The organism is Rathayibacter sp. VKM Ac-2929 (assembly GCF_022815495.1).
Taxonomy (GTDB): domain Bacteria; phylum Actinomycetota; class Actinomycetes; order Actinomycetales; family Microbacteriaceae; genus Rathayibacter; species Rathayibacter festucae.
Map to the genome: position 1 here is coordinate 18846 of NZ_JALGRV010000008.1, position 20925 is coordinate 39770.

The following is a 20925-nucleotide window of genomic DNA, read 5'->3' on the forward strand; positions in this document are numbered from 1 at the left end:
ACTAGCTGTGCGCCACGGTCGACGCCACCGACTGCGATTCCGTTCTGCCCCTCTCGCTCTTCGAGTGACGTCGAAGCCGCGCGTAGTGCCTGCGCAACACCGGAAGACGAGGGCGGGCTTCCTTCGCCGCGTCGCGCTGTGCTTTCAGGTGCGTGAAACGCACATCTTCACGACCGGTGCCACCGACTCAGGCGTACAGCGGTTGGCGCAATCTGTGCCGCACCGGCCAGCTTCGTGTGTCGGATCAACGGTTCGCGGCGACCTCCCTGCGGCGGTCTTCGCGAAGGCCGTCTCGTCGTGGTGCACTCCTTCCAGCGAGGAAGACAGCGTCTCGCGCAGCCTCGAAGCCGCGACCACTCGTTCGACACGCTACCGTGTAAAGCGCTTGCTGTTCAGCAAAGCTCAGTAAGTGGTCGCTCGTAGCGGAGGCTGTGTCGTTCACATGAGATCGCGTCACTGGCACAGCGTCGAGAGCGGATTGCTCGCTCGAGGAGATCCCGAGGGCTGGAGATAGTTACATGACTGAAAAGGTTGGTTTCATCGGACTCGGGGTTATGGGTCAACCCATGGCCCTCAACCTTGCTCGGGCAGGGTTTGACTTGATCGTCTGGAACCGGAATCCTGATCGCTGCATACCGGTTAAGGCACAGGGTGCGGTGGTCGCCGCCTCAATTGATGAGGTCTTCGCAGGCGCCGACACCGTCTTCGTCATGCTCGTGAACGAAGAAGTTACCGACTTCGTCCTCGGGCGAGGCAGCGCTCAATTCCGCCGGCGCGTCGCTGGACACACCATCATCTCAACTGGTTCGACTTCACCCGAATACTCCCGAGCCCTTGCCGCCGACGTTCTGGACGCCGGCGGTGTATTCGTCGAGTCTCCGGTGTCCGGATCTCGGGGTCCCGCCGAGGCCGGCACCCTCGTTGCTCTTCTCGGCGGCGACGAGGAATCGGTCGAGGGGGTGCTTCCACTTCTGCATCCACTGACTCGGCAGGCCATCCACTGTGGACCTATAGGAAGTGGAGTCCTCATGAAATTGACTGTGAACCACTATCTCAACGTCATGTTGGCGGCCCTTGCGGAAGCTGTTCACTTCGCGGACCGCAATGGGCTGGACCGTGCTCTTGTGACTGAAGCGATCATGGCCGGCCCTATGGCTAGCGAGCTCGCAAGCATCAAACTTGCGCAACTCGTCTCGCGCGACTATGAGGTCCGCGCCGCTGCCTCGGATGCCCTCACCAGCACGCGCCTCATTGCTGCGGCGGCGCGCTCAGCCTCCACGTCTACGCCACTCCTCGATCTCGCCAGCGAGCTCTACGCGGAGACCGTGGATCTCGGGGACGGCCGAGAAGACATGATCTCAATCATCAGGGCCATTGAGACCCGAACCGGCGGCATCGCCAACGTTGATTAGAGCGCAGAAGAAGTGCGAATCGGACTCATCCGCGGGCACACTCGGCCCAACGAGTCCCCGGCTTCTGTGAACATGCGAATGATGTAGGGGGATTCTGGGGTCGTGCCGTTGGGTAACACTGCGTGTTCATTGGAGAGCGACGACAAAGGATGCCGACGATCACGAATGCGACCGAAAAGAATTCGACTCGGTCTCAGGCCGAGGCCCGGTGCGGGTATCCGTGCGCGGTGGCGAGTCATCAGCGGGGGATGGTGTCATCTGGAACGACTAGCTGGGGACGCAGTACTTCGTTACGGTGCTCGTGTTCGGGGTTGGAGATCTCGGCGTGGAGCAGGTGTATCGCCGCCTCACCCATGACTTCACCGAACTGCGTCAGTGTTGTGAGGGGCACGACGCTGTCCCACGCCGACCTGGTGTCGTCGTGTCGGGTGACGGCGATGTTGGTAATCCTCAGATCCGGTTGCGCGAGGAGGGATCGCAGCACCCAGGGCGAGCAAGCCCGCGGCGGCGATAACACCGTCGGCCAATCGGTAGGCGAACGCGAGGCAGGGGTGGACGACCGCATCACGGTGGAAGAGGATGATCGGATGTCGTTCTGTGGGAGACCTCATGTCGAAGACATGGTTCATTACGGGCGCATCGAAGGGTTTCGGGCGAGAATGGGCGGAGGCTGCGCTCGCTCGGGGGGGGATTGCATCGCCGGGACCGCCCGGGCCCTCGAGAGTCTTTCGCCGCTCGTCAGAGAGCACCCCGATACGTTCCTTCCGGTTGAACTCGACGTCACGGACCGGGCGGGGTCGTTTGCGGCTGTCCAGCAGACGGCTGCCCGTTTCGGGCGACTCGACGTCGTGGTGAACAACGCGGGCTATGGCCACTTCGGGATGATCGAGGAGATCGGGGAGGAAGAGGCGCGGGCACAGCTCGAGACGAACGTGCTCGGCGCTCTCTGGGTCACTCAAGCTGCTCTGCCGATCATGCTGAAGCAGAATGCTGGGCATCTGATCCAGGTCTCGAGCATCGGAGGGATCACAGCGTTCCCGACTCTCGGCATGTACCACGCCTCAGCGCAGCCAAGTGTTCTGTTGAGCAAGTTGCGCGGGTGACCGTGCCCACTGGCTAGTGGGCACGGTCACCGTGATGGTTCCGCTCGATCGTCCGAGGTGGCTCAGGCGGAGTGCACGGCCTGCAGATCGAGGGTGATGGTGACCTTCTCGCCGATGAGGACGCCGCCGGTCTCGAGGGCGGCGTTGTAGGTCAGGCCGAAGTCGGTGCGGTCGATCGTGGTGGTGGCGACCAGGCCGGCCTTGTAGTTGCCGTAGGGGTCGGTGCCGAAGCCACCGAACTCGAGCTCGAAGGTGACGGGCTTGGTGACGCCCTTGATGGTCAGCTCGCCGTCGACGAGGAAGTCGTCCTTGTGCGGGCGGACCGCGGTGCTTGTGAAGTGGATCTGCGGGTAGGTCTCGGCCTCGAAGAAGTCGCCGGTGCGCAGGTGGCCGTCGCGGTTGGGCTCGTTGGTGTTGATGGAGGCGACCTCGGCGGTGGCCTCGACGGTCGAGTCGAGCGGGTTCTCACCGGTGGTGAACGTCGCGGTGAAGCGCTCGAACTTGCCCTTGACCTTGCTGATCATGAGGTGGCGGACGCTGAACGCGACCTCGCTGTGGGTGGGGTCGATGGTCCAGGTGCCGGCGCGGTAGCCGGGAATGGTGATGGTGTCGGTCATGGTGTTCTCCTCAAGAGACGAGCGGAAGTGGTGGTGGCGAGCACATCGCGTCGTGCAAACGCCCGCCTCGCAGAGCGTAATGCATGAGACGTCATCTAAATGCGACCTGCTGAAAATTGCATGACTGGGAATGCATGCGCGGCACGGGAGGTTGTGATCGAAGTCCGGCCAGCCGTCGGACGGAACAAGGAGAGAACATCATGACTGCCACCCCGCTCGAGATCGTCCAGCAGCTGCTGAGCAACCCGACCGACGCGGACAACGTCAACGCGCTGCTCGCACCGGACGCGAAGTACGTTTCGCTTAACTTCGACACCCCGGACCTGCAGCGCATCATGCCGTGGGCCGGCAGTCACGACGAGCCCGGCGCCCTGCTGCAGACGTTCACGGACGTGAACCGCTACTGGACCAACGAGGCGTTCGAGATCACCGACTGGATCGAGCAGAACGGCTCCGTCGCAGCATTCGGCTCCTTCACCTACCGGTCCACCGTCCTCGGCCAGCACGTCACCTCGGCCGTCGCGATCCTCGCGAAGGTCGTCGACGAGAAGGTCACCTACATGCAGTTCATGGAGGACACGTTCGCGACCGCACGCTCCTTCCGCTCCGGCGGCACGTGGACAATCCAGTCGAACCCCGACGGGACGACCATCGAGGTCTGATCCGCACACGTCCCGGGTCCGCGACACCGCGGGCCCGGGACGTGCAAGACTGAACAAGCATGACTCGTCATGCGATTCGTTCCGGGCGAGGGCCTGGCAAAGGAAAGGTGGAGGCGATGCAGTTCGGCATCTTCTCGGTCAGTGACATCACTCAGGACCCGACGACCGGGGCGACCGCGAGCGAGGCGGAGCGTATCGATGCAACCGTCCAGATCGCCGTGAAAGCAGAAGAGGTCGGTCTCGACGTCTTCGCCATCGGCGAGCACCACAACCCGCCGTTCTTCTCTTCCTCACCCACGTCGGTGCTGTCGCACATCGCCGCGTTGACCAAGCGGATCATCCTCTCGACGTCGGTGACCCTGATCACGACGAACGATCCGGTGCGGCTGGCCGAGGAGTACGCGCTGACTCAGCACCTCGCTAAGGGGCGCCTCGACATCACGCTCGGACGTGGCAACACCGTGCCGGTGTACCCGTGGTTCGGTAAGGACATCCGTGAGGGCTTGCCTCTCGCTCTGGAGAACTACAACCTGTTGCACCGTCTGTGGCGCGAGGATGTGGTGGACTGGGAAGGGAAGTACAGGACCGCGCTCCAGGGCTTCACCTCCACCCCGCGTCCGCTGGACGACGTACCTCCGTTCGTGTGGCACGGGTCGATCCGCACCCCGGAAATTGCAGAGCAGGCCGCCTACTACGGCAACGGGTACTTCGCGAACAACCTGTTCGCGCCGACCGGTCACTTCCTCCCGCTGGTGAACTTCTACCGCCAGCGATTCGCGGCGTACGGCCACGGCACTCCCGAGCAGGCCATCGTGGGGCTCGGGGGTCAAGCCTTCATTGCACGCCGCTCCCAGGACGCGTTCTCCCAGTTCCGTCCGTACTTCGGTGCGGCTCCGGTGTACGACCACAGCATCTCCCTCGAACAGTGGGCCGACCGCAGCCCGCTCAGCGTGGGCAGCCCGCAGCAGGTCATCGACAAGACGCTCGAGTTCCGCGAGATCTTCGGCGACTACCAGCGCCAGCTCTGGATCATGGATCACTCCGGTCTGCCGCTGGGCGCCGTGCTCGATCAGGTCGAACTGCTCGGCGAGGAAGTCGTTCCCGTGCTCAGGAAGGAGATGGCCGCTCGCCGCTCACCCGGCGCGGCCGACGCCCCCACGCACGAGAGCCTCGTCCGGGCGAAGTACGGCGCCGCGGCGCCGCGCCAGCCGCGACCGAACGCGAACCGCGGTGACAACGTCACCGGCACGTCCCCCTATCAGGACACCGACCCGACGTTGCGCGCGACCTACCCGGTGCTGCGATGAGCAGCGAGACGCGCCTCGCGAACGAAGCCTGGGAGGCGCTCTTCCGCGCTCAGGTAGTGCTGATGCGCGAATTCGCCGCCGACGACATCTGGATCGAGATCTCGCAGAACGAGTACGACGTGCTCTACACGCTCTCGAAGGCGCCGGACGGCCTCAGCATGGTCGAGGTCAACCGCGACATTCTGATGACGCAGGGCGGCGTCTCGCGTCTAGTCAACCGCCTCGTCGAGCGCAGGCTCATCGATCGGTGTGTGGATCTCGACGACCGACGCGCCAGCCGACTTCGCCTCACGGACGCCGGACGCGAACTGCAGCGCGCTGTGGGGCGCCGGCACGCCCATTCCGTCGCCATCGCCATGAAGACCGCACTGAACGCCGAGCAGATGCAGCAGCTCCGCGACCTCAGCACTCAGATCGTCACCCTCGTCGCCTCCCGCGACGAACTCGCCGAGACCACCACGAAGCAGGCGCGCCGATGAACGTCGAGCGCGTGCGCCGGATCGTCGTCATCAACGCCGGCACCAGCACTCCGTCGTCCTCACGCATGATCGCCGACCGGATCGCTCAAGCAGCCCTTGATCAGCTCCGATCCCGCGACCTCCCCGTCGCCGCGACGGTGATCGAGCTCGGGCCGCTCGCCGGCGAGATCGCGCACGCCATCGTGTCCGGCACACCTCACGGGCCGCTTGTCGACGCGATCGAGCAACTGGCGGCCGCCGATGGTCTCGTAGTGGCGACACCGGTCTACAAAGCAGGGATGAGCGGGCTGCTGAAGTCGTTCATCGACATCCTCGACAACGATCTGCTGATCGCGATTCCGGTAGCACTCTCCGCATCCGCGGGAAGCGCCCGACACGCGCTCGTCGCCGACGGGCAGCTCCGGCCCCTCTTCGCCTTCATGCGCGCGATCGTCGCCCCGACCTCGGTCTTCGCCGCTCCCGAGGACTGGGCCGACCCTGGGCTCACTTCGCGCGCCCGCCGCAGCGGAGCAGAGCTGGCAGCGCTCATCGCCAGCGAAGTCCGCGCCGAGATCACTGGCCGCAACTGGGACAGCTACCAGCACAGCTGGGGCGGAACCCACACCCGGGACAGCGCCGACGCGATCGACCTCGACACCGACCTGATGCGCCTCGCCACCGGCGGCACCACCCCGCCGGCCGGCGCCTGACCTACCCCTCCGTCTCAACATATTGAAAGCGTGCGCATCCGCTCCCCGCCCCGGGGTTTGAGCGCCCAGCAGGAAAGAAGGAATTGACATGTCCAGGTTCGACAAGAAGGTCGCCCTCGTCACCGGCGGCGGAAGCGGTATCGGAGCGGAAATTTCCCGCGAGCTCGCCGCGGAAGGCGCCTCCGTCGTGGTCACCGACATCGACCTCGGGGCCGCTCAGCGCGTCGTCGACGAGATCACCTCGGCCGGTGGCGCCGCCGCCGCGTTCGCTCAGAACACCGCGAAGTGGCAAGACAGCAAGGCTGCCGTCGAATTCGCTCAGTCGACGTTCGGCGCCCTCCACCTCGCGGTCAACAACGCCGGCATCGGCGCAGCTCCGCAGATGATCGGCGACTACGACGTCGCCGCCTGGGATCGCGTTCGCGCGGTGGACCTCGACGGTGTGTTCTACGGCCTGAAGTTCCAGCTGCCGGCGATGGTCGCGGCGGGAGGTGGATCCGTGGTGAACATGGCCTCCGTGCTCGGCTCCGTCGGCATCGCCCAGAACGCGGCGTACGTCACCAGCAAGCACGCTCTGATCGGGCTGACGAAGGTCGCGGCACTCGAGTACACCGCTCTGGGTGTGCGGACGAACGCGGTCGGTCCCGGCTTCATTGACACCCCGCTCGTTCGCGCTAGCCTGTCGCCCGAGGCCCTCGCTGCACTGGAAACGGAGCACGCGTCGCATCGACTCGGCACCGATACCGAGGTCGCAGCGCTCACACTGTTCCTGCTGAGCGACGCCGCATCCTTCATCTCCGGGAGCTACCACCTCGTCGACGGCGGCTACTCCGCGCACTGACCACACCGGCTCCACTACGCCACCAACGTCGACAAACACCAGCACACTCGGACCGATCGCTCCAGTCGGCCCGGACCTGGAGGGTGCCGCTTCTCTGGTAGTGGTGGACGCTACACAATTCGGACGGGCGCGGTGACAGCTCGCGGTAGCCGGATTCGCGCGAGCGGAACATTAGGTGAGGCACCCCCTGCTCCTTCGGCGCCCGATTCGGTCGATGCCTCGAAAATCCGTCCCAGCTGCAGCAGCACCCGAGGTGCTCCTCTCAGCACAGGTCTGGTACGACCAGTGCACTCTCATCGGCGAGCATAACCGGCTGAGCGCAATCGTGAGCGTCGAGTTCGGTCATGACTCGAACGTATGCGGAGGTGAAAAGGTGATATACGGTGTCCTGCTTCGATCACCCTCAGGCGACCAGGATCAGCACCTCCTGCTCCGCTCGGTCAGGTGGGCGAACTCGGCGGGCCCGGTGACCGCAGCGGGCGTGGTCGCGGGCCGAGGACGTCGCGGGCGATGAGGTTGCAAGTGGCGGTGGGGGAGAGGAGCGCGCCTCACGTGCACCGCCGCGCGAGGTCGACGGCTTCGCGGTCCGTGCTGGCCTGCCCGATACGGTCGCCGCCCTGAAGAGAAGCAGGACGGTCGAGCTGGTCACGACTCCGGTACGGGTCGCTCAAGCGAGTATGGCTGCACCAGCAGCGGGCAAGTCGACCTCAAGCCGCGCCCAGTACGCCTCGTCGTCCACTCGGGTGAGCGCAGAGCGTTCGAGGGTCGCGAGCACCATCGTTGCGGCGAGATCCGCACGACTGCGACGATCGACGGTCGAGGTGGCCAACCCCGCGACGAGTCGGCTGCGCTCTTTTTCGAGCCACGGCGCGATCCGAGCGGCGATTCCCGGCTGCAGCGGTGCGTGGATCAGGAACTGGCGGATGAAGACGCGATTCTCGCGGAAGAGGTGAGCGAGCGCGAGGAAGCTCGCCTCAGGATCAGCGGAACCGTTCCCTTGCTCGGAGTACTCGCCGAAGGTGACGGAGACCTGCTCGGTCCACTGGCCGACGACCTCCTCCACAAGGTGGGCGCGGTCTTCGAAGCGGTTGTAAACGGTACCGACCGCGACACCCGCGCGCTCTGCCACTGCGGCCAGCGTCAGCCCATCCAGACCTAATTCCTCGATCAGCTCGCGCGCCGCCTCCAACACGAGCTCTCGCGACCGGAGGCTCCGAGCCTGCCTCGGTTGTCGCGCACTCGTTCTTGAATCTGAATTCATGTTCGTATAATACTGGTAGAAGGTGACCATCGGGGTCGCCGCCGAAGGAGAACACGATGCTCGAGATCCGCACCTACACCCTTGCCTCCGATGAGGCCCTCGAGCAGTACGCTGACGTGCACTGGGCGCGGCACATCAGCAGCCTCGCCGCCCACGGCATCACAACGCATCACGTCTGGCGCGAGATCGGCGGCGACCAGCCCCGGCTCATCGCCCTTGTCGAGTACGCCGCGGGCGCCGACCCTCGGGCGGTCACTGCGACCTACATGAGCAGCCCCGAGTTCCGCGCGGACATGGACGGCTTCGCGATGGACGGGATCACCGGTGTGTCCTCCGTCTTCGTGGAGCCGGTCTCGTCGGACCCGACTTCTTGACGAGTCGGATTGGGGGGTGTGCGTCGAGCATTTCGTCGTCGCTTGCGCCAACCTGAAGTGCCCACGCCAGGGCGGGAGGATCATGCATCGCAAGGCCTCGAGCGACGTAAACTGACACGGTCTCGATTCGCGAATGTTGGTCACAGGGTGGCTACCTGTTCCGACATATTCACCAGCCGGCATCGTGCTCACGAACGGCGCAACTGCTGATTACGTCTCCCTGAGCAGCCGGTAACGAAACGAACTTCCGAACTTCCGAACTTCCGACGCGCCGGCCGATCAGGTCGGCGGCCCCGATGGAATCGGCCTCGTCGACCAGGAGCCGGCCGTCGCCGAGGAGGGCTCCTGAACCGCTAGCGCCTACCTCTACCTGCGCACGAGCTCGGCTCGTCCGGCATTACCGTGAATGCGATCGGCCCGGGCCGATCGCCACCGACCTCTTCCTGAAGGCGAATGCCGCTGAGTCGCCGCAGACGAAGCGATCATCGCCGGCGTCCCGGTCGGGCAGCTCGGGCAGCCGGAGGACAACGCGCATGCGGGTGGGTTCTTCCTCGACGACGCGGCCGGCTTCGTGGCGGGCCAAACACTCTACGTCTGCGGAGGACTGACGGTCGGGATCAGCCCGGTGTGATTCGCGAAGCCCTAACCAGGGAGGAAGGGCAGGTCGTCCGAGGCCCAGATCGCTCAGTTCTCGCCCAGATACGCCGCTTGCACTGCTCCGAAGTCGCCGAGGAGCTCGTCGGCACGGCCGGAGAGTGCGACCCGGCCCTCCGCCAGCACGTAGGCGCGGTCGGCGACGCGAAGCGCAGTCTGCGCGTGCTGCTCGACGAGCAGGATGCCGACGCCCTCATCGCGGGCGGCACGGGGCGCGTCCATCAGCCGCTCGACGAACTTCGGAGCCAGGCTGAGCGAGCGTTCCTCGATCACGAGAGCTCTCGGCCAGCCAGCCGACGCTCGCTGCGATGCTGCCGCGGCCGAGTCTGAGGTTCTGGCCGGCCGCGAGCTCGAGTAGCACGCCGGGTTCCTCGATCACGGATGCGAGGCCACCGCAGACCCAGTGCGGCGGCGGATTCGTGCGCGCGACGCCGTCGAGCAGCACTCGCCCCCTCGTCTTTGCAGTCGCCGTTCTCAAGTTCTCGCAGGTCACTTCGACGTCCGGGTACACCTTGCCGAACTCGGAGTTGCACTTGAAAGGACCGTGAGCAGGCCGATCGCGCGGCAGTCTCCGACCGCTGCCACCCAGCGCACCGTCGCGTGCTCGCTCTACACACATGCCGGGACACCCGACCCGATCAGAGCTCCGCGGAGAATTAGTTGCGGCAGACCTGGCACGAGCTATTTTATCGTGCTAAGTTCTCGGCAGCCGGGCTCGACGTCGAGCAGGCACCATCCGGGAAGGACAAAGATGTTCCGTTGGAAAAGGGCTGCCGCTGTCATAGTCGCCGCCTCGCTCGCAGTCGGTCTGACGAGCTGCACCGCCGGTGGCGGTGATGGCTCTGGAGGGGACTCGGGCGGCACGCTCACTCTCGGGGCCATTCAAACCTTGACAACCTTCGCGGCGGCGGACTCCTACTGGGCGAACGAGTCGCCCTACATGCAGGCCGTCTACGATACGGTGCTGCGCGCCGAGCCGGACGGCACGATCACGGAGGGACTGGCAACGGCTTGGGCGTACAACGAGGACAACACCGTGCTCACGCTCACGATCCGTGACGGGGTCGCTTTCTCGGACGGGACGCCAGTGGATGCGGCCGCGGTTGCGCAGAATCTGATCCGATTCCGCGACGGGAACTCGCCCGACATCACCAAGATGGCGGACCTCCAGGACGCCGTCGCGACCGACGCCTCCACGGTGACGGTCACCCTGACGCAGCCGAACCCGACGTTCCTCTTCTATCTGACGCAGAACGCCGGCCTGGTCGAGAGTCCGGCGGCGTTCGCTTCCGACGACATCCAGACCGTCCCGGTCGGATCCGGTCCCTATGAACTGGACGCGGCGAAGACCGTGGTCGGCACGTCCTACGTCTTCACAGCCAATGCCGATTACTGGGACCCGGAGTCCGTGTACTACGACAACCTGGTCATCAACGTCTACAGCGATCCCACGGCTCTGGTGAACGCCCTCAAGGGTGGCCAGGTTAACGCGTCGACCCTCGCCCTGAACAAGAACGTGGCGGAGCTCGAAGCGTCCGGGTTCACGGCGAATGCGGCAGAGCTCAGCTGGATGGGTCTGCTGCTCCTGGACCGTCAAGGTACTCTCGCGCCTGCCCTGGCCGACGTCCGCGTCCGTCAGGCCATCAACTACGCCTTCGACAAAGAAGCGATGCTGACGTCCATCGGCCAGGATTACGGGACAGTGACCGGCCAGATCTTCCCGCCGTCCTCGGTCGGCTTCGACGAGTCGCTCGACGACCGTTACGACTACGACCCCGAGAAGGCGAGAGAGCTGCTGGCCGAGGCCGGCTACGCCGATGGCTTCACCCTCCAGATGCCCACCGCGTCCGCGGTCGATGCGTCCACGTTCACCCTCATCCAGCAGCAGCTGTCCGACATCGGCATCGATGTGGTCTACACGGACGCGGGAAACAATTTCATAGCCGACGTGCTCGCGCCGAAATACCCCGCGACCTGGCTCATCCTCCAGCAGGATCCGGATCTGGCCCTGATCAACTTCCACCTCAGCAAGGAGGCCATCTTCAACCCGTTCAAGAGCGAGGATCCCGAGCTGACCGCGCTGATCGAGAAGGTGCGCACCACGGAAGGCAGCGAGTACGAGGCCACAGTCAAGGCCATCAACACCTACACCGTCGAGCAGGCCTGGTTCGCGCCGTGGTACCGCCCGGAGCAGACCTTCGTCACGGACGCCGCCACCCAAGCCGCGGTGCAGCAGGGCAACTCCTACCCGTACCTCTGGAACATTCGGCCTCAGAGCTGATCGAGAGGATGGAGAATGAACCTCGGAGTGCTGACGTGATTCTGCGGACGAGAAGAGCTGTGCTGCCCGAGGTGACCGGAGGGGTGTCGTGACGGAGTCGACGTCCGGGCGGCGCGACGTCTTCGACGAGGTTGACTACCGTCCGCTGCTCGACGGTGCGAGCCTTGCAGGCTGGAGCGCGATTCCGCGCGTCTACGGTGCGGTCCACCCGGGCGGCCCGACAGTCGAGAGCCTCCTCCAGGAACAGGGGATCGCCCTGCCGGTCGAGCCGGAGAAGCACCCCGCGTCCTGGAGGGTGGAGGACGGCGTGCTGATCGGCGCCCAGGCCACCCCGGGTTACGGCGGCTACTTGCTCAGCGACGAATCGTTCGGCTCCTTCGACCTGGCCCTCGAGCTGCGGCCGGACTGGCCCGCCGACACCGGCGTGATGCTGCGTCGCCGAGCGGACGACTGGGCGGGCTTCCAGGTCCTCGTCGACCATCGCCCGTCCGGGGGCATCGGCGGCTTCTTCGGGAACGGGCTCGCCTCCTTCTCGGCGGTCCCGTTCGCCGTGGACGCCGTACTCGATGAGCAGGGTCGCCCTGTCGGCCTTCGCGCCGATGATCCCGCGACGAGCGTGGAGCCGGTCACGGCGGAGAAGATCGCGCGGCTCGAGGAAGCCGCGGACGTCGATGAGTTCTTGCAGGTGTGGCGCTGGAACGACTGGAACGAACTCCGCATCCGGTGCGAGGGCGGAGCACTGCCGGTCCTCACGACCTGGATCAACGGAGTGCGGATCGCCCGGCTCGACACCGCACGCCTGCGCTCACCCGGGTACGACCCCGATGCGGTCGCGACGCATCTCGGGGACCGCGGTCGCATCGCCCTCGAGGTGCACGATAACGACAGCGTTTTCGGCGAGTCTCGCTGGGGGCGCGGGGCGGTGTGCCGCTGGAGGGACATCCGCGTGCGGGAGTGAGCACGCACCTGCTCGAGCAGCGGATGTCAGACTGGGAACGACTGCTTCGTGAATCAGGACGGTGGGGGCGAGATGAGTGGAGGACGCGATGTTCGCGCTTCTCCGCCGACGATGCGCGACATCGCGGAGTCGCTCGGCGTCTCCCGACAGCTCGTCTCTCTCGTGCTGCGCGGTGCGGCCGGTCCGAGTGCCGACTCGCGCGAGCGGGTGCTGGCGGCTGCATCCACCCTCGGGTACCGACCGAACGCGTCGGCGCGGCAGCTCCGGCAGCAGCGCACCGGGCTCCTCGGCGTGGCCTTCGCGGTAGGGCACCCGTTCCAATCGCGTGTCGTCGAGCGGATGATCGTGCGGGCAGCTGAGCGCGGCTACCACGTCGTCCCCCGCCCGATGGTGGGCGAGCACCCGAGCGAGGACGCGATTGCGGCGCTGCTGGAGGAACGAGTGGAGGCGATGGCGGTCTTCAACGGTGACCCCACGGCGCTCGCGCTCGCAGATGCCCGGGCGAGAGTGCCGATCGTCTGGCTGGGCGAGTGGTCCCGCGATGACGGAGTGGACAATGTGCACGTCGACGAGGTCGGAGGCTTACGAGCGGCCGTAGCACACCTCGTCGGTCTCGGGCACCGACGCATCGCCTACATCGGCGGCGACGAAGGCCACCTGGGGCGCGATCGTGCAGCCGCCTATGCAGCCGCGATGGAGGCGGTCGGTCTCGGCGATCACGTCGATGTCATCCCGAGCGGGTTCGACGAGGAATCGGGAGCGGACGCCGCACGCCTGGTCTTGACCCGGGAGGATGCGCCGACGGCACTGGTGTGCTGCGGCGACCAGGTAGCGGTCGCTGTCCTCTCGGTGCTCGCGCTGGCACGCATCCCCGTCCCGGCCCGCATCTCCGTCGTCGGCTTCGATGACAGCCCGCCCGCAGCCCTGAGCTATCACCGCCTCACCTCGGTGCACCAGGACGTGGAGCTCACCGTCGAGGCGACCCTCGACACTCTCCTCGAGCGCCTCGAGGGATCCGACGCTCCGCGTCGTCGCATCTCTACCCCGGCCACGCTGATCGTCCGCGACTCCACCGGCCCCGTCCCCACTTCGAAGATGTGACCTGAGCGCCCCGAGATCCGGGCAGCGAGGCACGGGAAGGGACTCGGCAAACGACGAGGACTCCTGCACCTTAGGACGCGGTCATCGGACCTGCTTGATCGGAATGACGACGAGCGCGCCGATCAGCGAGATCACTCCGGCGCCGATGAGCATCGCGACATAGTTGTCCGTGCCGCCGCCGATCCCCAGCAGGGCGAGACCTGCAGCGGGGGCGAGCGACTGCGGCAGCGAATTCGCGATGTTGATTACGCCGAGGTCCTTGCCGGGCTTCGCCGGGTCGGGGAGCACGTCGACCACGAGGGCGGTGTCAACGGCGGCATAGACGCCGTAGGCGAGACCGAGGACGACCTCGGCGACGTAGAACATGCCGACGGTGTTGCTGAAAGCGAGGACGACGAAGCCGACGCCAGTGAGGGCGGTAGATCCTGCGACGAAGATCTTGCGCCGGCCGAGCCGGTCGCTCAGCCAGCCCGAGACGAAGGCGGCGGCCATCAGGGCAATCGTGTAGAGGAGCACACCGAGCGCGATCGCGCCGACGGCGGCCTCGGCGTCGAGACCGAGGTGGTCCTGCATGTAAAGGAGCCGGTAGGTCGTGAACATGAAGGTCGCGAAGGTGATGAGGAAGCGCGACCACCAGGCGAGGCCGAAGTCGGGGTACTTCACCGGGTTCGTCCAGAACGTGCCGAGGATCTGGCGCAGCGAGAATGGACGCTGCTCTAGCGGAGGCAGGCGATCGGGGGTGACGAAGACGTAGATCGTCACGAGGACGACGCCGAGAACTCCCGGCGCGATGAACAGCACCGGCAGGTTGCCGACCAGCAGCACCGCTCCGTAGACGCCGGCGAGGATCGAGACGTTCTGCGCCAGAGCCAGGGTGCTCGAGGCCTTGCCGCGCTGCTCGACCGGCACGTTGTCCGCGAAGCTCGCGATGAGAGCGGCCGACGCGGCGTTGGAGGCGAGCTGGCAGACCAGCCATGCGAGCGCGAGCGTGACGATGTCGGTGGCCGCCGCGACGAGCACGAGGCCGACGGTGAGCGCGACGATGCCACCCAGGAGCCACGGCTTGCGCCTGCCCCAGCGGCTGCGGGTGCGGTCGCTCAGCGCTCCGAAGACCGGGTTTCCGATCAGCGCCCCGAGCGCGCCGATGGGGAGCACCGTGCCGATGATCGCCGCGGGATTGCTCGGATCGAGCTCCTGCGCCTTGAGCTGCATGCTCACGATCACCGGGGAGAGGATCGCGATGAAGATGCCGAATTGAGCAAGGCCCAGCGCGGGGAGATACCACCTGCTCAGCGGTCTCGTCGAGATCGGAGTGGTGTACGGGTGGGCGGGGACGTTCGTCGTCATCGACGGCTCCTTCGGTCGGGTCGGTCCAGATTCCGTTCGGGATTTAGCTCGTGCTAACGTGGTGCTGGTCACCTTAGCTCGTGCCAAACGCACGGGGCAACGACGTCTTCGCAGGAAGAATCCGAGGGGACCGCCGACCGTCGACGAAGCCCTGGAGGCGCTGTGCTGCCCACCCATCTCCCCACTCCCGACCTGTTCCTGCCCGAGACAGGCGAGCCCGCGCTGCGCTGGGGGATCATCGGCCCCGGCTGGATCGCCGGGATGTTCGCCGATGCCCTGCACGCCCACACGGCGCAGCGCGTCGTGGCGGTCGGCTCCCGCTCGCAGGACCGCGCGGACGTCTTCGCGGCGCAGCACGGCATCGAGCACGCACTCGGGTCGGTCGAGGCGCTCGTCTCGCATCCGCAGGTCGACGTCGTCTACATCGCGGCGCCGCAGAGCGAGCACGAGGCGCTGGGACTGCAGGCGATCGCCGCGGGCAAGCACGTGCTGATCGAGAAGCCGTTCACCGTCACCGCCGCCGAGGCGCGCACCCTCACCGAGGCCGGACGCTCTGCGGGCGTGCTCGTGATGGAGGCGATGTGGAGCCGCTACCTCCCGCAGGCGTCCGTCCTGCGCGGGCTCCTGGCCGACGGGGTCCTCGGTGAGGTGCGCTCCGTCCTCGCCGACCACGGCCAGCTCATCCCCACTGATCCGGCGCACCGGCTCAACCGGCCGGACATGGCGGGCGGCGCGCTGCTGGATCTCGGGGTCTACCCGATGCAGTTCGCGTTCCAGGCGCTCGGCGCCCCCGAGAGCATCCACGCCCTGGGCGCGCTCACCGGCAGCGGCGTCGACGCCTACGCGACCGTCGTGCTGCAGCACGGCGGGCTCGGTCAGTCCGTGGTCACCACGTCGATGGTCGCCCGCAGCCACACGAGCGCGTCGATCGCAGGGACGGACGCCGCGATCACCTTCGCCGGGCCGTTCTACAACCCGACCTCGTTCCGGCTCGCCTCCGCCGAGCACGGCGGCCCCATGATCGACTGGAGCGACCCCACACCGCTGCGCGGCTTCGACGCCCTGTCATGGGAGGCCACAGCGCTCGCCCGCTTCGTCGGCGAGGGGCGGCTGGAGTCGCCCGTGCACGACCACGAGGAGACCATCGGCATCATCGGCGCCCTCCAGGAGGCGCGCGCGCAGCTCGGAGCGGTCGGCGCCGTCCGCGACGAGGTCGCCGCGTGAGCGCGGACGGCGCCGCCGCGCGCCTCGCCGAGCTGGAGGAGCAGGACCGGGAGCTGGTCTTCGACCGCTTCGACAGCGCGACCGCGTACCGGCTGGGCACGCGCCTCGCGGCTCTCGGGGTGGAGCGCGGGCTGCGGGTCGGCATCGACATCCAGCGCCCCGGCCTGACGCTCTTCCGGGCGATGCTGCCCGGCACCACCCCGGACCAGGAGGTCTGGATCCAGCGCAAGGCCGCTCTCGTGCTGCGGATGGAGGCCTCGGGTGCGCTCGTCGAGGCGCGCTTCGCCGGCTTCGACCCGGCGAGCATCGGCTGGCTCGACCACCGCTACGCCGTCACCGCCGGCGCGGTCCCGATCCGGGTGCGCGGCGTCGGTGTCGTCGCCGTCGCCACCGCCTCCGGGCTCTCCTCGGAGGAGGACCACGACCTGATCGTCGAGGGCCTGCGCGCGCAGATCGCGGAGGAGCAGAACGCCGAGGAGCGGTCGTGATCGAGAGCCCCCCGCTGCCGCAGCTGCTGCCCGGCCAGCGTTCGCGCATCCGGATCTGGGACCGCGCCACCGGCACGACCCGCACGGTCGCCGAGTCGACCGAGCTGCTGTTCGAGGCGCCGAACTGGACCCGCGACGACCGCCTGCTCGTCAACGCGCAGGGCCGGCTCTGGCTCCTGCCCGCCGACGGCTCCGCGGCGCCGGTGGCGATCGACGCCCCGGGGCTGCCGCCGGTCAACAACGACCACGTCCTCGCTCCCGCCGGAGACGTCGTCTTCGCCTCCGCGAACGACTGGCACCTCTGGTCGGTGCCGCTCGCGGGCGGCGAGCCCACGCGGCTCACCGAGGAGGACGGCGCGCTGCACTTCCTGCACGGAGTCCGCCCCGACGGCGAGCGGCTCGCCTACGTCCGCCTCGAGCCCGAGGGCGAGAACTGGTGGGCGTCCGCGAAGATCCACACGATGGCGAGCACCGGCGGCGACGACCGGGCGGTGACCGACCACCCCGGCCCCGCCGACGGCAGCGAGTGGACGCCGGACGGGGAGTGGATCCTCTTCAACACGGAGCAGTTCAGCACCGCGCCCGGCCACGCTCAACTCGCCCGCATCCGCGAGGACGGCACCGGCCTCGAGCAGCTCACCTTCGACGAGCGGGTGAACTGGTTCCCGCACATCGACCCGACCGGCGATGTGGCCGTCTATCTCAGCTTCCCGCCCGGCACGACCGGCCACCCCGGGAATCTGCCGGTCGAGCTGCGCCTCGTGACGGTCGGCGCCTGGACCGAGCCCACCACGATCGTCGAGCTCTTCGGCGGCCAGGGCACCGTCAACGTCCCCAGCTGGGCCCCCGACGGCTCGGCGTTCGCCTTCGTCGACTACCCCCTCGAGTGAATCGGAACACCCTCATGCGTCAGAACCCCCGCGTCGTCATCGTCGGCACCGGCATGATCGGCGTCGCGCACCTGCGCGCCGCGCGCCGCGCCGGCGCCGACGTCCTCGGCGTCCTCGGCTCCTCGCCGGCCCGCTCCGCCGCTGTCGCCGCCGAGTGGGGCGTCCCGCGCGGCTACGCCGACCTCGACGAGGTCCTCGCCGATCGCCCCGACGTCGTGCACGTCTGCACCCCGAACGACACCCACGTGCCCTACGGCGTCCGCATCGCCCGCGCCGGGATCCACCTCGTCCTCGAGAAGCCGATCGCGACCTCCGTCGAGGACGCCGAGCAGCTGGTCGCCGCCGTCGAGGAAGCAGGGGTCATCGCCGCCGTGCCGTTCGTCTACCGCTACCACCCGATGGTCCGCGAGATCCGGGCACGCCGGATCGCCGGAGAGCTGGGCGAGGTCCTCCTCGTGCACGGCAGCTACCAGCAGGACTGGCTCGCCTCGCCAGACGCGTCGTCGTGGCGGGTCGACCCGGAGAAGGGCGGCCCGTCGCGCGCCTTCGCCGACATCGGCTCGCACTGGGCCGACCTCGCTGCCTTCGTCTCGGGGGAGGAGCTGACCGACGCCTCGGCCTCCTTCTCGACGGCGTACCCGACGCGGCCCTCGGGGACAGCGGAGTCGTTCGGCGGCGCGGCGACCGGAGAGCACGTTCCCGTCCGGACCGAGGACATCGCCGTCGCCACCTTCCGTACGGCACGCGGCCTCGTTGCGAACACGGTCGTCTCGCAGGTCTCCGCCGGCCGGAAGAACCGCCTCTGGCTCGAGATCGACGGCTCCGCCGGCTCCGCGGTTTTCGACCAGGAGCACCCCGAGTCCGCATGGTTCGGCGGCACCGGCGGCTCGACCGTCGTGCACCGCGGGGAAGGACGCGTCTCCGCTGATCAGGCGAGGATGAACCTCATCGCCGCCGGCCACTCCCAGGGCTGGACCGATGCGTTCGCGCAGCTCATCGCCGACGCCTACGCGGCCACCCGAGGAGAGGCTCCGGAAGGCCTCCCCACGGTGCACGACGGACTGCGCTCCGTCCGCGTCGTCGACGCCGTCCTCCGCTCCTCGCGCAGTGCAGCCTGGACCGCCATCGGAGCGGACGCCCCGCAGCACGAGGCGATCGCGGAGGCGCCGGTGGCGGTTCGCCCGCGGGCCTCCGGCGAGGGCACCGAGTCGGTGCAGCACACCGTCGCGTTCTCGCTCGTCCACGCCCCGGGCTCGCCCGAGGAGGATTTCTTCCTCGTCGACGCCCGCCGCATCCTCGCCGCGATCCCCGGCGTGCAGGACTTCACCGTCGCTAGGCAGGTCAGCCCGAAGAGCGACCTGACCTGGCACTTCTCGATGCTGTTCGCCGACCGCGCCGCCTATGCGGCGTACAACGAGCACCCCAACCACGTCGCCTTCGTCCGGGACCACTGGGCAACCGAGGTCGTCGACTTCCAGGAGCTTGACTTCGAGCGCCGCTATGCGCATGACGGCTAAGCATCAGCTGCCGTGCTTTCTCTCGGCCCGATCGGAGTGCAGCGCTGCGAGCCGCGCAGTATCGCTCGTTAAAGCTTAACTGACATAATCTCGATTATGGGATAATGGCACGCGCCAGCACGGCCACTCGGTCTTGTCAGCAGGCACCGAGCTCGTCACCGCGGTTGGCACCTTCGGCGTCAGCACCATCGTCAACGTGACCGCCACCGAGAACGAGAATCAGGAAGGGGTGGTCATGGATCTGACGATCGACAGCGCCGCTCTCGCGCGGGGTCGTTACGCGCCGTGACGTCTGCAGCACTCTTCGATTGAGACTGCGGGTGGATTGAGCGACGAGACGCGGCCTCTCTCGAGCGCGGAAAGCACTACTGCTTTCCATCTCAGGCGGGGTGAGAAACCTGCTCGCCATCGCGAGGGATCGGTTGCGCGCGCGTAGATCTCAGTGCTGCCACAGCGAGATCGTGGTCCTCGCGGATGGATCCGACCAGTCCCGAGACAGCGATCGCGCCGACGACGTTCCCGTCGACGACCAGGGGTATCGCTCCGCCGGCGACCGCGTACTCGAGCGGGTCGAGCCAGCCCGGCAGCTGGCCGGCCAGCTCCTGGCGCAATACGAATTCCAGACTCGGCACTTCATGCCGCAGTGCCGTGTTGATCTTGCGTCGCACCCAGTCGTCGTGCTCAGCCGTCGTCCCGGCGAAGGAGAGATGGAATACGCACTGTAGTCCGCGCGTCACTCGGACGGTGATGGCAAGACCCTCTCGCTCGGCGATCGAAGCAGCTGCTTCTCCGAGGCGTCGAGCGTCGTCGTGATCGAAGCGCGACAGGGTCCGGAGGGGCAGCTCCGATCGGATCTCGTCCAGTAGGTCAGCGGTGCTCATGATCTTCCTCATCCGTCAGTTCGCGGAGGCGGATGTTCCGCCACCGGCATGCCGCGCCGGGCCCCCACCTGTCATCGCCCAGGCCCGGGTCGTTGTCGTGCACCTCGAAGGCGATGTGCCCGGCGGGGCCCAGCAGGCCCCACACGGCGTCCGGATCGTATCCGGGATGATGCATCGTCGCGGTGTCGAGGGAGGCGACCAGATGCCCGTTAATCCAGCTCGTGACGACGGGGCGCTCGCCCACGCATCGGATGCGTAGGGTGTTCCAGTCGTCGAAGCGCCAGGACCGGAGGAAGGGCGCGATCGAGGAGGAGCGGGAGAGCAGAGCGCGCTTCTCCGGAGTAACCGGTTCCCGCGACTGCGCCGGGTCGTCCTCTCTGAGCCCGATCGGGGTACCGGCGGCGTCGCGCTCGACGTCGACCGCGAAGGGGACGCCGTGGAAGCCGCCGATACCGTTGCCGTAGAAGCCTCCGATCGAGCCGCCCGGGCGGTGGTCGACCAGCACCTGCAGCCCCTCCCAGGAGTCCCGCTGCCGTCGGATCATCACACCGGTGTCCGCGGGCCAGTCGGGTCGCATCTCGAGTTCGAGCTCGAAGTCGCCGAACGAGCTCTCGCTGACGAGGTATCCGCCCCATCCAGGAGTGGTCGGGTCTTGGCGGCCGACGATGGCGCCGTCCTCGACGCTCCACACGGCGGGATGCTCCGCCGCGCGCTCGTTGTAGTCAGCAGGGAATCCCGGGATCGCCTCGAGTACCGTCGGTCCGCCTGGACGGACAGTGCCGTAGCTGCGCGGTGCGGCGAACCAGCCGTCAAGGCTGCTCCCGTCGAACAGCGGCATC

23 protein-coding genes are annotated in these 20925 nt (G+C 67.3%); 17 read left to right on the top strand and 6 right to left on the bottom strand.

Features of this window, described 5'->3' with window-relative positions; translation table 11 throughout:
• Positions 1–518 precede the first annotated feature (518 nt).
• Positions 519–1412 (top strand): NAD(P)-dependent oxidoreductase, encoded by an 894-nt coding sequence (locus MT355_RS19885; protein WP_243600863.1) that lies wholly within the window; start codon positions 519–521, stop codon positions 1410–1412.
• A 353-nt stretch (positions 1413–1765) separates the two neighbouring features.
• Complete coding sequence (locus tag MT355_RS19890; protein ID WP_243600864.1) at positions 1766–2515, top strand: SDR family NAD(P)-dependent oxidoreductase; 750 nt, start codon at positions 1766–1768, stop codon at positions 2513–2515.
• 62 nt (positions 2516–2577) lie between these two features.
• On the opposite strand, the gene MT355_RS19895 is transcribed toward MT355_RS19890, so the two are convergent.
• On the bottom strand, positions 2578–3132 hold the full coding sequence (locus MT355_RS19895) for a YceI family protein (RefSeq protein ID WP_243600865.1): 555 nt from the start codon (positions 3130–3132) through the stop codon (positions 2578–2580).
• A 200-nt stretch (positions 3133–3332) separates the two neighbouring features.
• Between MT355_RS19895 and MT355_RS19900 the strand changes: the two genes are divergently transcribed.
• The 5 genes from MT355_RS19900 to MT355_RS19920 all read left to right on the top strand — a co-directional run bounded on the left by MT355_RS19900 (position 3333) and on the right by MT355_RS19920 (position 7110).
• A complete protein-coding gene (locus tag MT355_RS19900) occupies positions 3333–3794 on the top strand; it encodes a nuclear transport factor 2 family protein (protein WP_243600866.1) in 462 nt (153 codons plus the stop codon).
• Between the two features lie 116 nt (positions 3795–3910).
• On the top strand, positions 3911–5101 hold the full coding sequence (locus MT355_RS19905) for an LLM class flavin-dependent oxidoreductase (protein WP_243600867.1): 1191 nt from the start codon (positions 3911–3913) through the stop codon (positions 5099–5101).
• A complete protein-coding gene (locus tag MT355_RS19910; RefSeq protein ID WP_243600868.1) occupies positions 5098–5580 on the top strand; it encodes a MarR family winged helix-turn-helix transcriptional regulator in 483 nt (160 codons plus the stop codon). The genes MT355_RS19905 and MT355_RS19910 overlap by 4 nt, the downstream gene beginning before the upstream one ends.
• Positions 5577–6269 carry a CE1759 family FMN reductase gene (locus tag MT355_RS19915; protein ID WP_243600869.1) on the top strand — a complete coding sequence of 231 codons (693 nt, stop codon included), beginning with the start codon at positions 5577–5579 and terminating at the stop codon, positions 6267–6269. The genes MT355_RS19910 and MT355_RS19915 overlap by 4 nt, the downstream gene beginning before the upstream one ends.
• A gap of 88 nt (positions 6270–6357) precedes the next feature.
• The gene (locus MT355_RS19920; RefSeq protein ID WP_243600870.1) at positions 6358–7110 is read left to right on the top strand and encodes an SDR family NAD(P)-dependent oxidoreductase; all 753 of its coding nucleotides are present in this window, start codon (positions 6358–6360) and stop codon (positions 7108–7110) included.
• A gap of 667 nt (positions 7111–7777) precedes the next feature.
• Here the strand turns inward: MT355_RS19920 and MT355_RS19925 are convergent.
• Positions 7778–8302, bottom strand: coding sequence for a TetR/AcrR family transcriptional regulator (locus tag MT355_RS19925; RefSeq protein WP_243600871.1), 525 nt, complete (start codon positions 8300–8302; stop codon positions 7778–7780).
• 125 nt (positions 8303–8427) lie between these two features.
• Here MT355_RS19925 and MT355_RS19930 point away from each other — a divergent pair, with 125 nt between their 5' ends.
• Together MT355_RS19930 and MT355_RS19935 are read left to right on the top strand one after the other, a co-directional pair.
• Positions 8428–8745, top strand: coding sequence for an NIPSNAP family protein (locus MT355_RS19930; RefSeq protein ID WP_243600872.1), 318 nt, complete (start codon positions 8428–8430; stop codon positions 8743–8745).
• A gap of 484 nt (positions 8746–9229) precedes the next feature.
• Entirely contained in the window at positions 9230–9376 is a 147-nt protein-coding gene (locus tag MT355_RS19935; protein ID WP_243600924.1) for an SDR family oxidoreductase, read from the top strand.
• Positions 9377–9429: 53 nt separating this feature from the next.
• Here MT355_RS19935 and MT355_RS19940 read toward each other — a convergent pair whose 3' ends face one another.
• Positions 9430–9672 (bottom strand): hypothetical protein, encoded by a 243-nt coding sequence (locus tag MT355_RS19940; RefSeq protein WP_243600873.1) that lies wholly within the window; start codon positions 9670–9672, stop codon positions 9430–9432.
• Between the two features lie 478 nt (positions 9673–10150).
• Here MT355_RS19940 and MT355_RS19945 point away from each other — a divergent pair, with 478 nt between their 5' ends.
• The 3 genes from MT355_RS19945 (at position 10151) to MT355_RS19955 (ending at position 13739) form a co-directional block, all read left to right on the top strand.
• Positions 10151–11680 (top strand): ABC transporter substrate-binding protein, encoded by a 1530-nt coding sequence (locus MT355_RS19945; protein ID WP_243600874.1) that lies wholly within the window; start codon positions 10151–10153, stop codon positions 11678–11680.
• An 88-nt stretch (positions 11681–11768) separates the two neighbouring features.
• Positions 11769–12638 carry a DUF1080 domain-containing protein gene (locus MT355_RS19950; protein ID WP_243600875.1) on the top strand — a complete coding sequence of 290 codons (870 nt, stop codon included), beginning with the start codon at positions 11769–11771 and terminating at the stop codon, positions 12636–12638.
• A gap of 111 nt (positions 12639–12749) precedes the next feature.
• Positions 12750–13739: a LacI family DNA-binding transcriptional regulator gene (locus tag MT355_RS19955; RefSeq protein WP_132438164.1), complete on the top strand. Its 990-nt coding sequence runs from the start codon at positions 12750–12752 to the stop codon at positions 13737–13739.
• 81 nt (positions 13740–13820) lie between these two features.
• Here the strand turns inward: MT355_RS19955 and MT355_RS19960 are convergent, their stop codons facing one another.
• Complete coding sequence (locus MT355_RS19960; RefSeq protein ID WP_243600876.1) at positions 13821–15086, bottom strand: MFS transporter; 1266 nt, start codon at positions 15084–15086, stop codon at positions 13821–13823.
• 162 nt (positions 15087–15248) lie between these two features.
• Here MT355_RS19960 and MT355_RS19965 point away from each other — a divergent pair, with 162 nt between their 5' ends.
• From MT355_RS19965 to MT355_RS19985, 5 genes are all read left to right on the top strand, one after another.
• Positions 15249–16310, top strand: a complete 1062-nt coding sequence (locus tag MT355_RS19965) for a Gfo/Idh/MocA family protein (RefSeq protein ID WP_243600877.1) — start codon at positions 15249–15251, stop codon at positions 16308–16310.
• Positions 16307–16798, top strand: coding sequence for a heme-binding protein (locus MT355_RS19970; RefSeq protein ID WP_243600878.1), 492 nt, complete (start codon positions 16307–16309; stop codon positions 16796–16798). The genes MT355_RS19965 and MT355_RS19970 overlap by 4 nt, the downstream gene beginning before the upstream one ends.
• Positions 16795–17688: a hypothetical protein gene (locus tag MT355_RS19975; protein ID WP_243600879.1), complete on the top strand. Its 894-nt coding sequence runs from the start codon at positions 16795–16797 to the stop codon at positions 17686–17688. Before MT355_RS19970 ends, MT355_RS19975 begins: the two co-directional genes overlap by 4 nt.
• 14 nt (positions 17689–17702) lie before the next feature.
• A complete protein-coding gene (locus MT355_RS19980; protein WP_243600880.1) occupies positions 17703–19205 on the top strand; it encodes a Gfo/Idh/MocA family oxidoreductase in 1503 nt (500 codons plus the stop codon).
• Between the two features lie 133 nt (positions 19206–19338).
• Complete coding sequence (locus MT355_RS19985; RefSeq protein ID WP_243600881.1) at positions 19339–19494, top strand: hypothetical protein; 156 nt, start codon at positions 19339–19341, stop codon at positions 19492–19494.
• Positions 19495–19585: 91 nt separating this feature from the next.
• On the opposite strand, the gene MT355_RS19990 is transcribed toward MT355_RS19985, so the two are convergent.
• The gene (locus MT355_RS19990) at positions 19586–20086 is read right to left on the bottom strand and encodes a heme-binding protein (RefSeq protein ID WP_165909196.1); all 501 of its coding nucleotides are present in this window, start codon (positions 20084–20086) and stop codon (positions 19586–19588) included.
• Entirely contained in the window at positions 20073–20924 is an 852-nt protein-coding gene (locus MT355_RS19995; RefSeq protein ID WP_132438224.1) for a DUF1080 domain-containing protein, read from the bottom strand. The genes MT355_RS19990 and MT355_RS19995 overlap by 14 nt, the downstream gene beginning before the upstream one ends.
• Position 20925: the final 1 nt, after the last annotated feature.

What these genes read in the sequence shown, in the direction of transcription:
- MT355_RS19915 (WP_243600869.1), top strand. Translation starts at nt 5,577, where the DNA reads ATGAACGTCGAGCGCGTGCGCCGGATCGTCGTCATCAACGCCGGCACC.
- MT355_RS19945 (WP_243600874.1), top strand. Translation starts at nt 10,151, where the DNA reads ATGTTCCGTTGGAAAAGGGCTGCCGCTGTCATAGTCGCCGCCTCGCTC.
- MT355_RS19895 (WP_243600865.1), bottom strand. Translation starts at nt 3,132, where the DNA reads ATGACCGACACCATCACCATTCCCGGCTACCGCGCCGGCACCTGGACC.
- MT355_RS19980 (WP_243600880.1), top strand. Translation starts at nt 17,703, where the DNA reads ATGCGTCAGAACCCCCGCGTCGTCATCGTCGGCACCGGCATGATCGGC.
- MT355_RS19920 (WP_243600870.1), top strand. Translation starts at nt 6,358, where the DNA reads ATGTCCAGGTTCGACAAGAAGGTCGCCCTCGTCACCGGCGGCGGAAGC.
- MT355_RS19900 (WP_243600866.1), top strand. Translation starts at nt 3,333, where the DNA reads ATGACTGCCACCCCGCTCGAGATCGTCCAGCAGCTGCTGAGCAACCCG.
- MT355_RS19990 (WP_165909196.1), bottom strand. Translation starts at nt 20,086, where the DNA reads ATGAGCACCGCTGACCTACTGGACGAGATCCGATCGGAGCTGCCCCTC.
- MT355_RS19890 (WP_243600864.1), top strand. Translation starts at nt 1,766, where the DNA reads ATGACTTCACCGAACTGCGTCAGTGTTGTGAGGGGCACGACGCTGTCC.
- MT355_RS19910 (WP_243600868.1), top strand. Translation starts at nt 5,098, where the DNA reads ATGAGCAGCGAGACGCGCCTCGCGAACGAAGCCTGGGAGGCGCTCTTC.
- MT355_RS19955 (WP_132438164.1), top strand. Translation starts at nt 12,750, where the DNA reads ATGCGCGACATCGCGGAGTCGCTCGGCGTCTCCCGACAGCTCGTCTCT.
- MT355_RS19995 (WP_132438224.1), bottom strand. Translation starts at nt 20,924, where the DNA reads ATGCCGCTGTTCGACGGGAGCAGCCTTGACGGCTGGTTCGCCGCACCG.
- MT355_RS19930 (WP_243600872.1), top strand. Translation starts at nt 8,428, where the DNA reads ATGCTCGAGATCCGCACCTACACCCTTGCCTCCGATGAGGCCCTCGAG.
- MT355_RS19960 (WP_243600876.1), bottom strand. Translation starts at nt 15,086, where the DNA reads ATGACGACGAACGTCCCCGCCCACCCGTACACCACTCCGATCTCGACG.
- MT355_RS19885 (WP_243600863.1), top strand. Translation starts at nt 519, where the DNA reads ATGACTGAAAAGGTTGGTTTCATCGGACTCGGGGTTATGGGTCAACCC.
- MT355_RS19905 (WP_243600867.1), top strand. Translation starts at nt 3,911, where the DNA reads ATGCAGTTCGGCATCTTCTCGGTCAGTGACATCACTCAGGACCCGACG.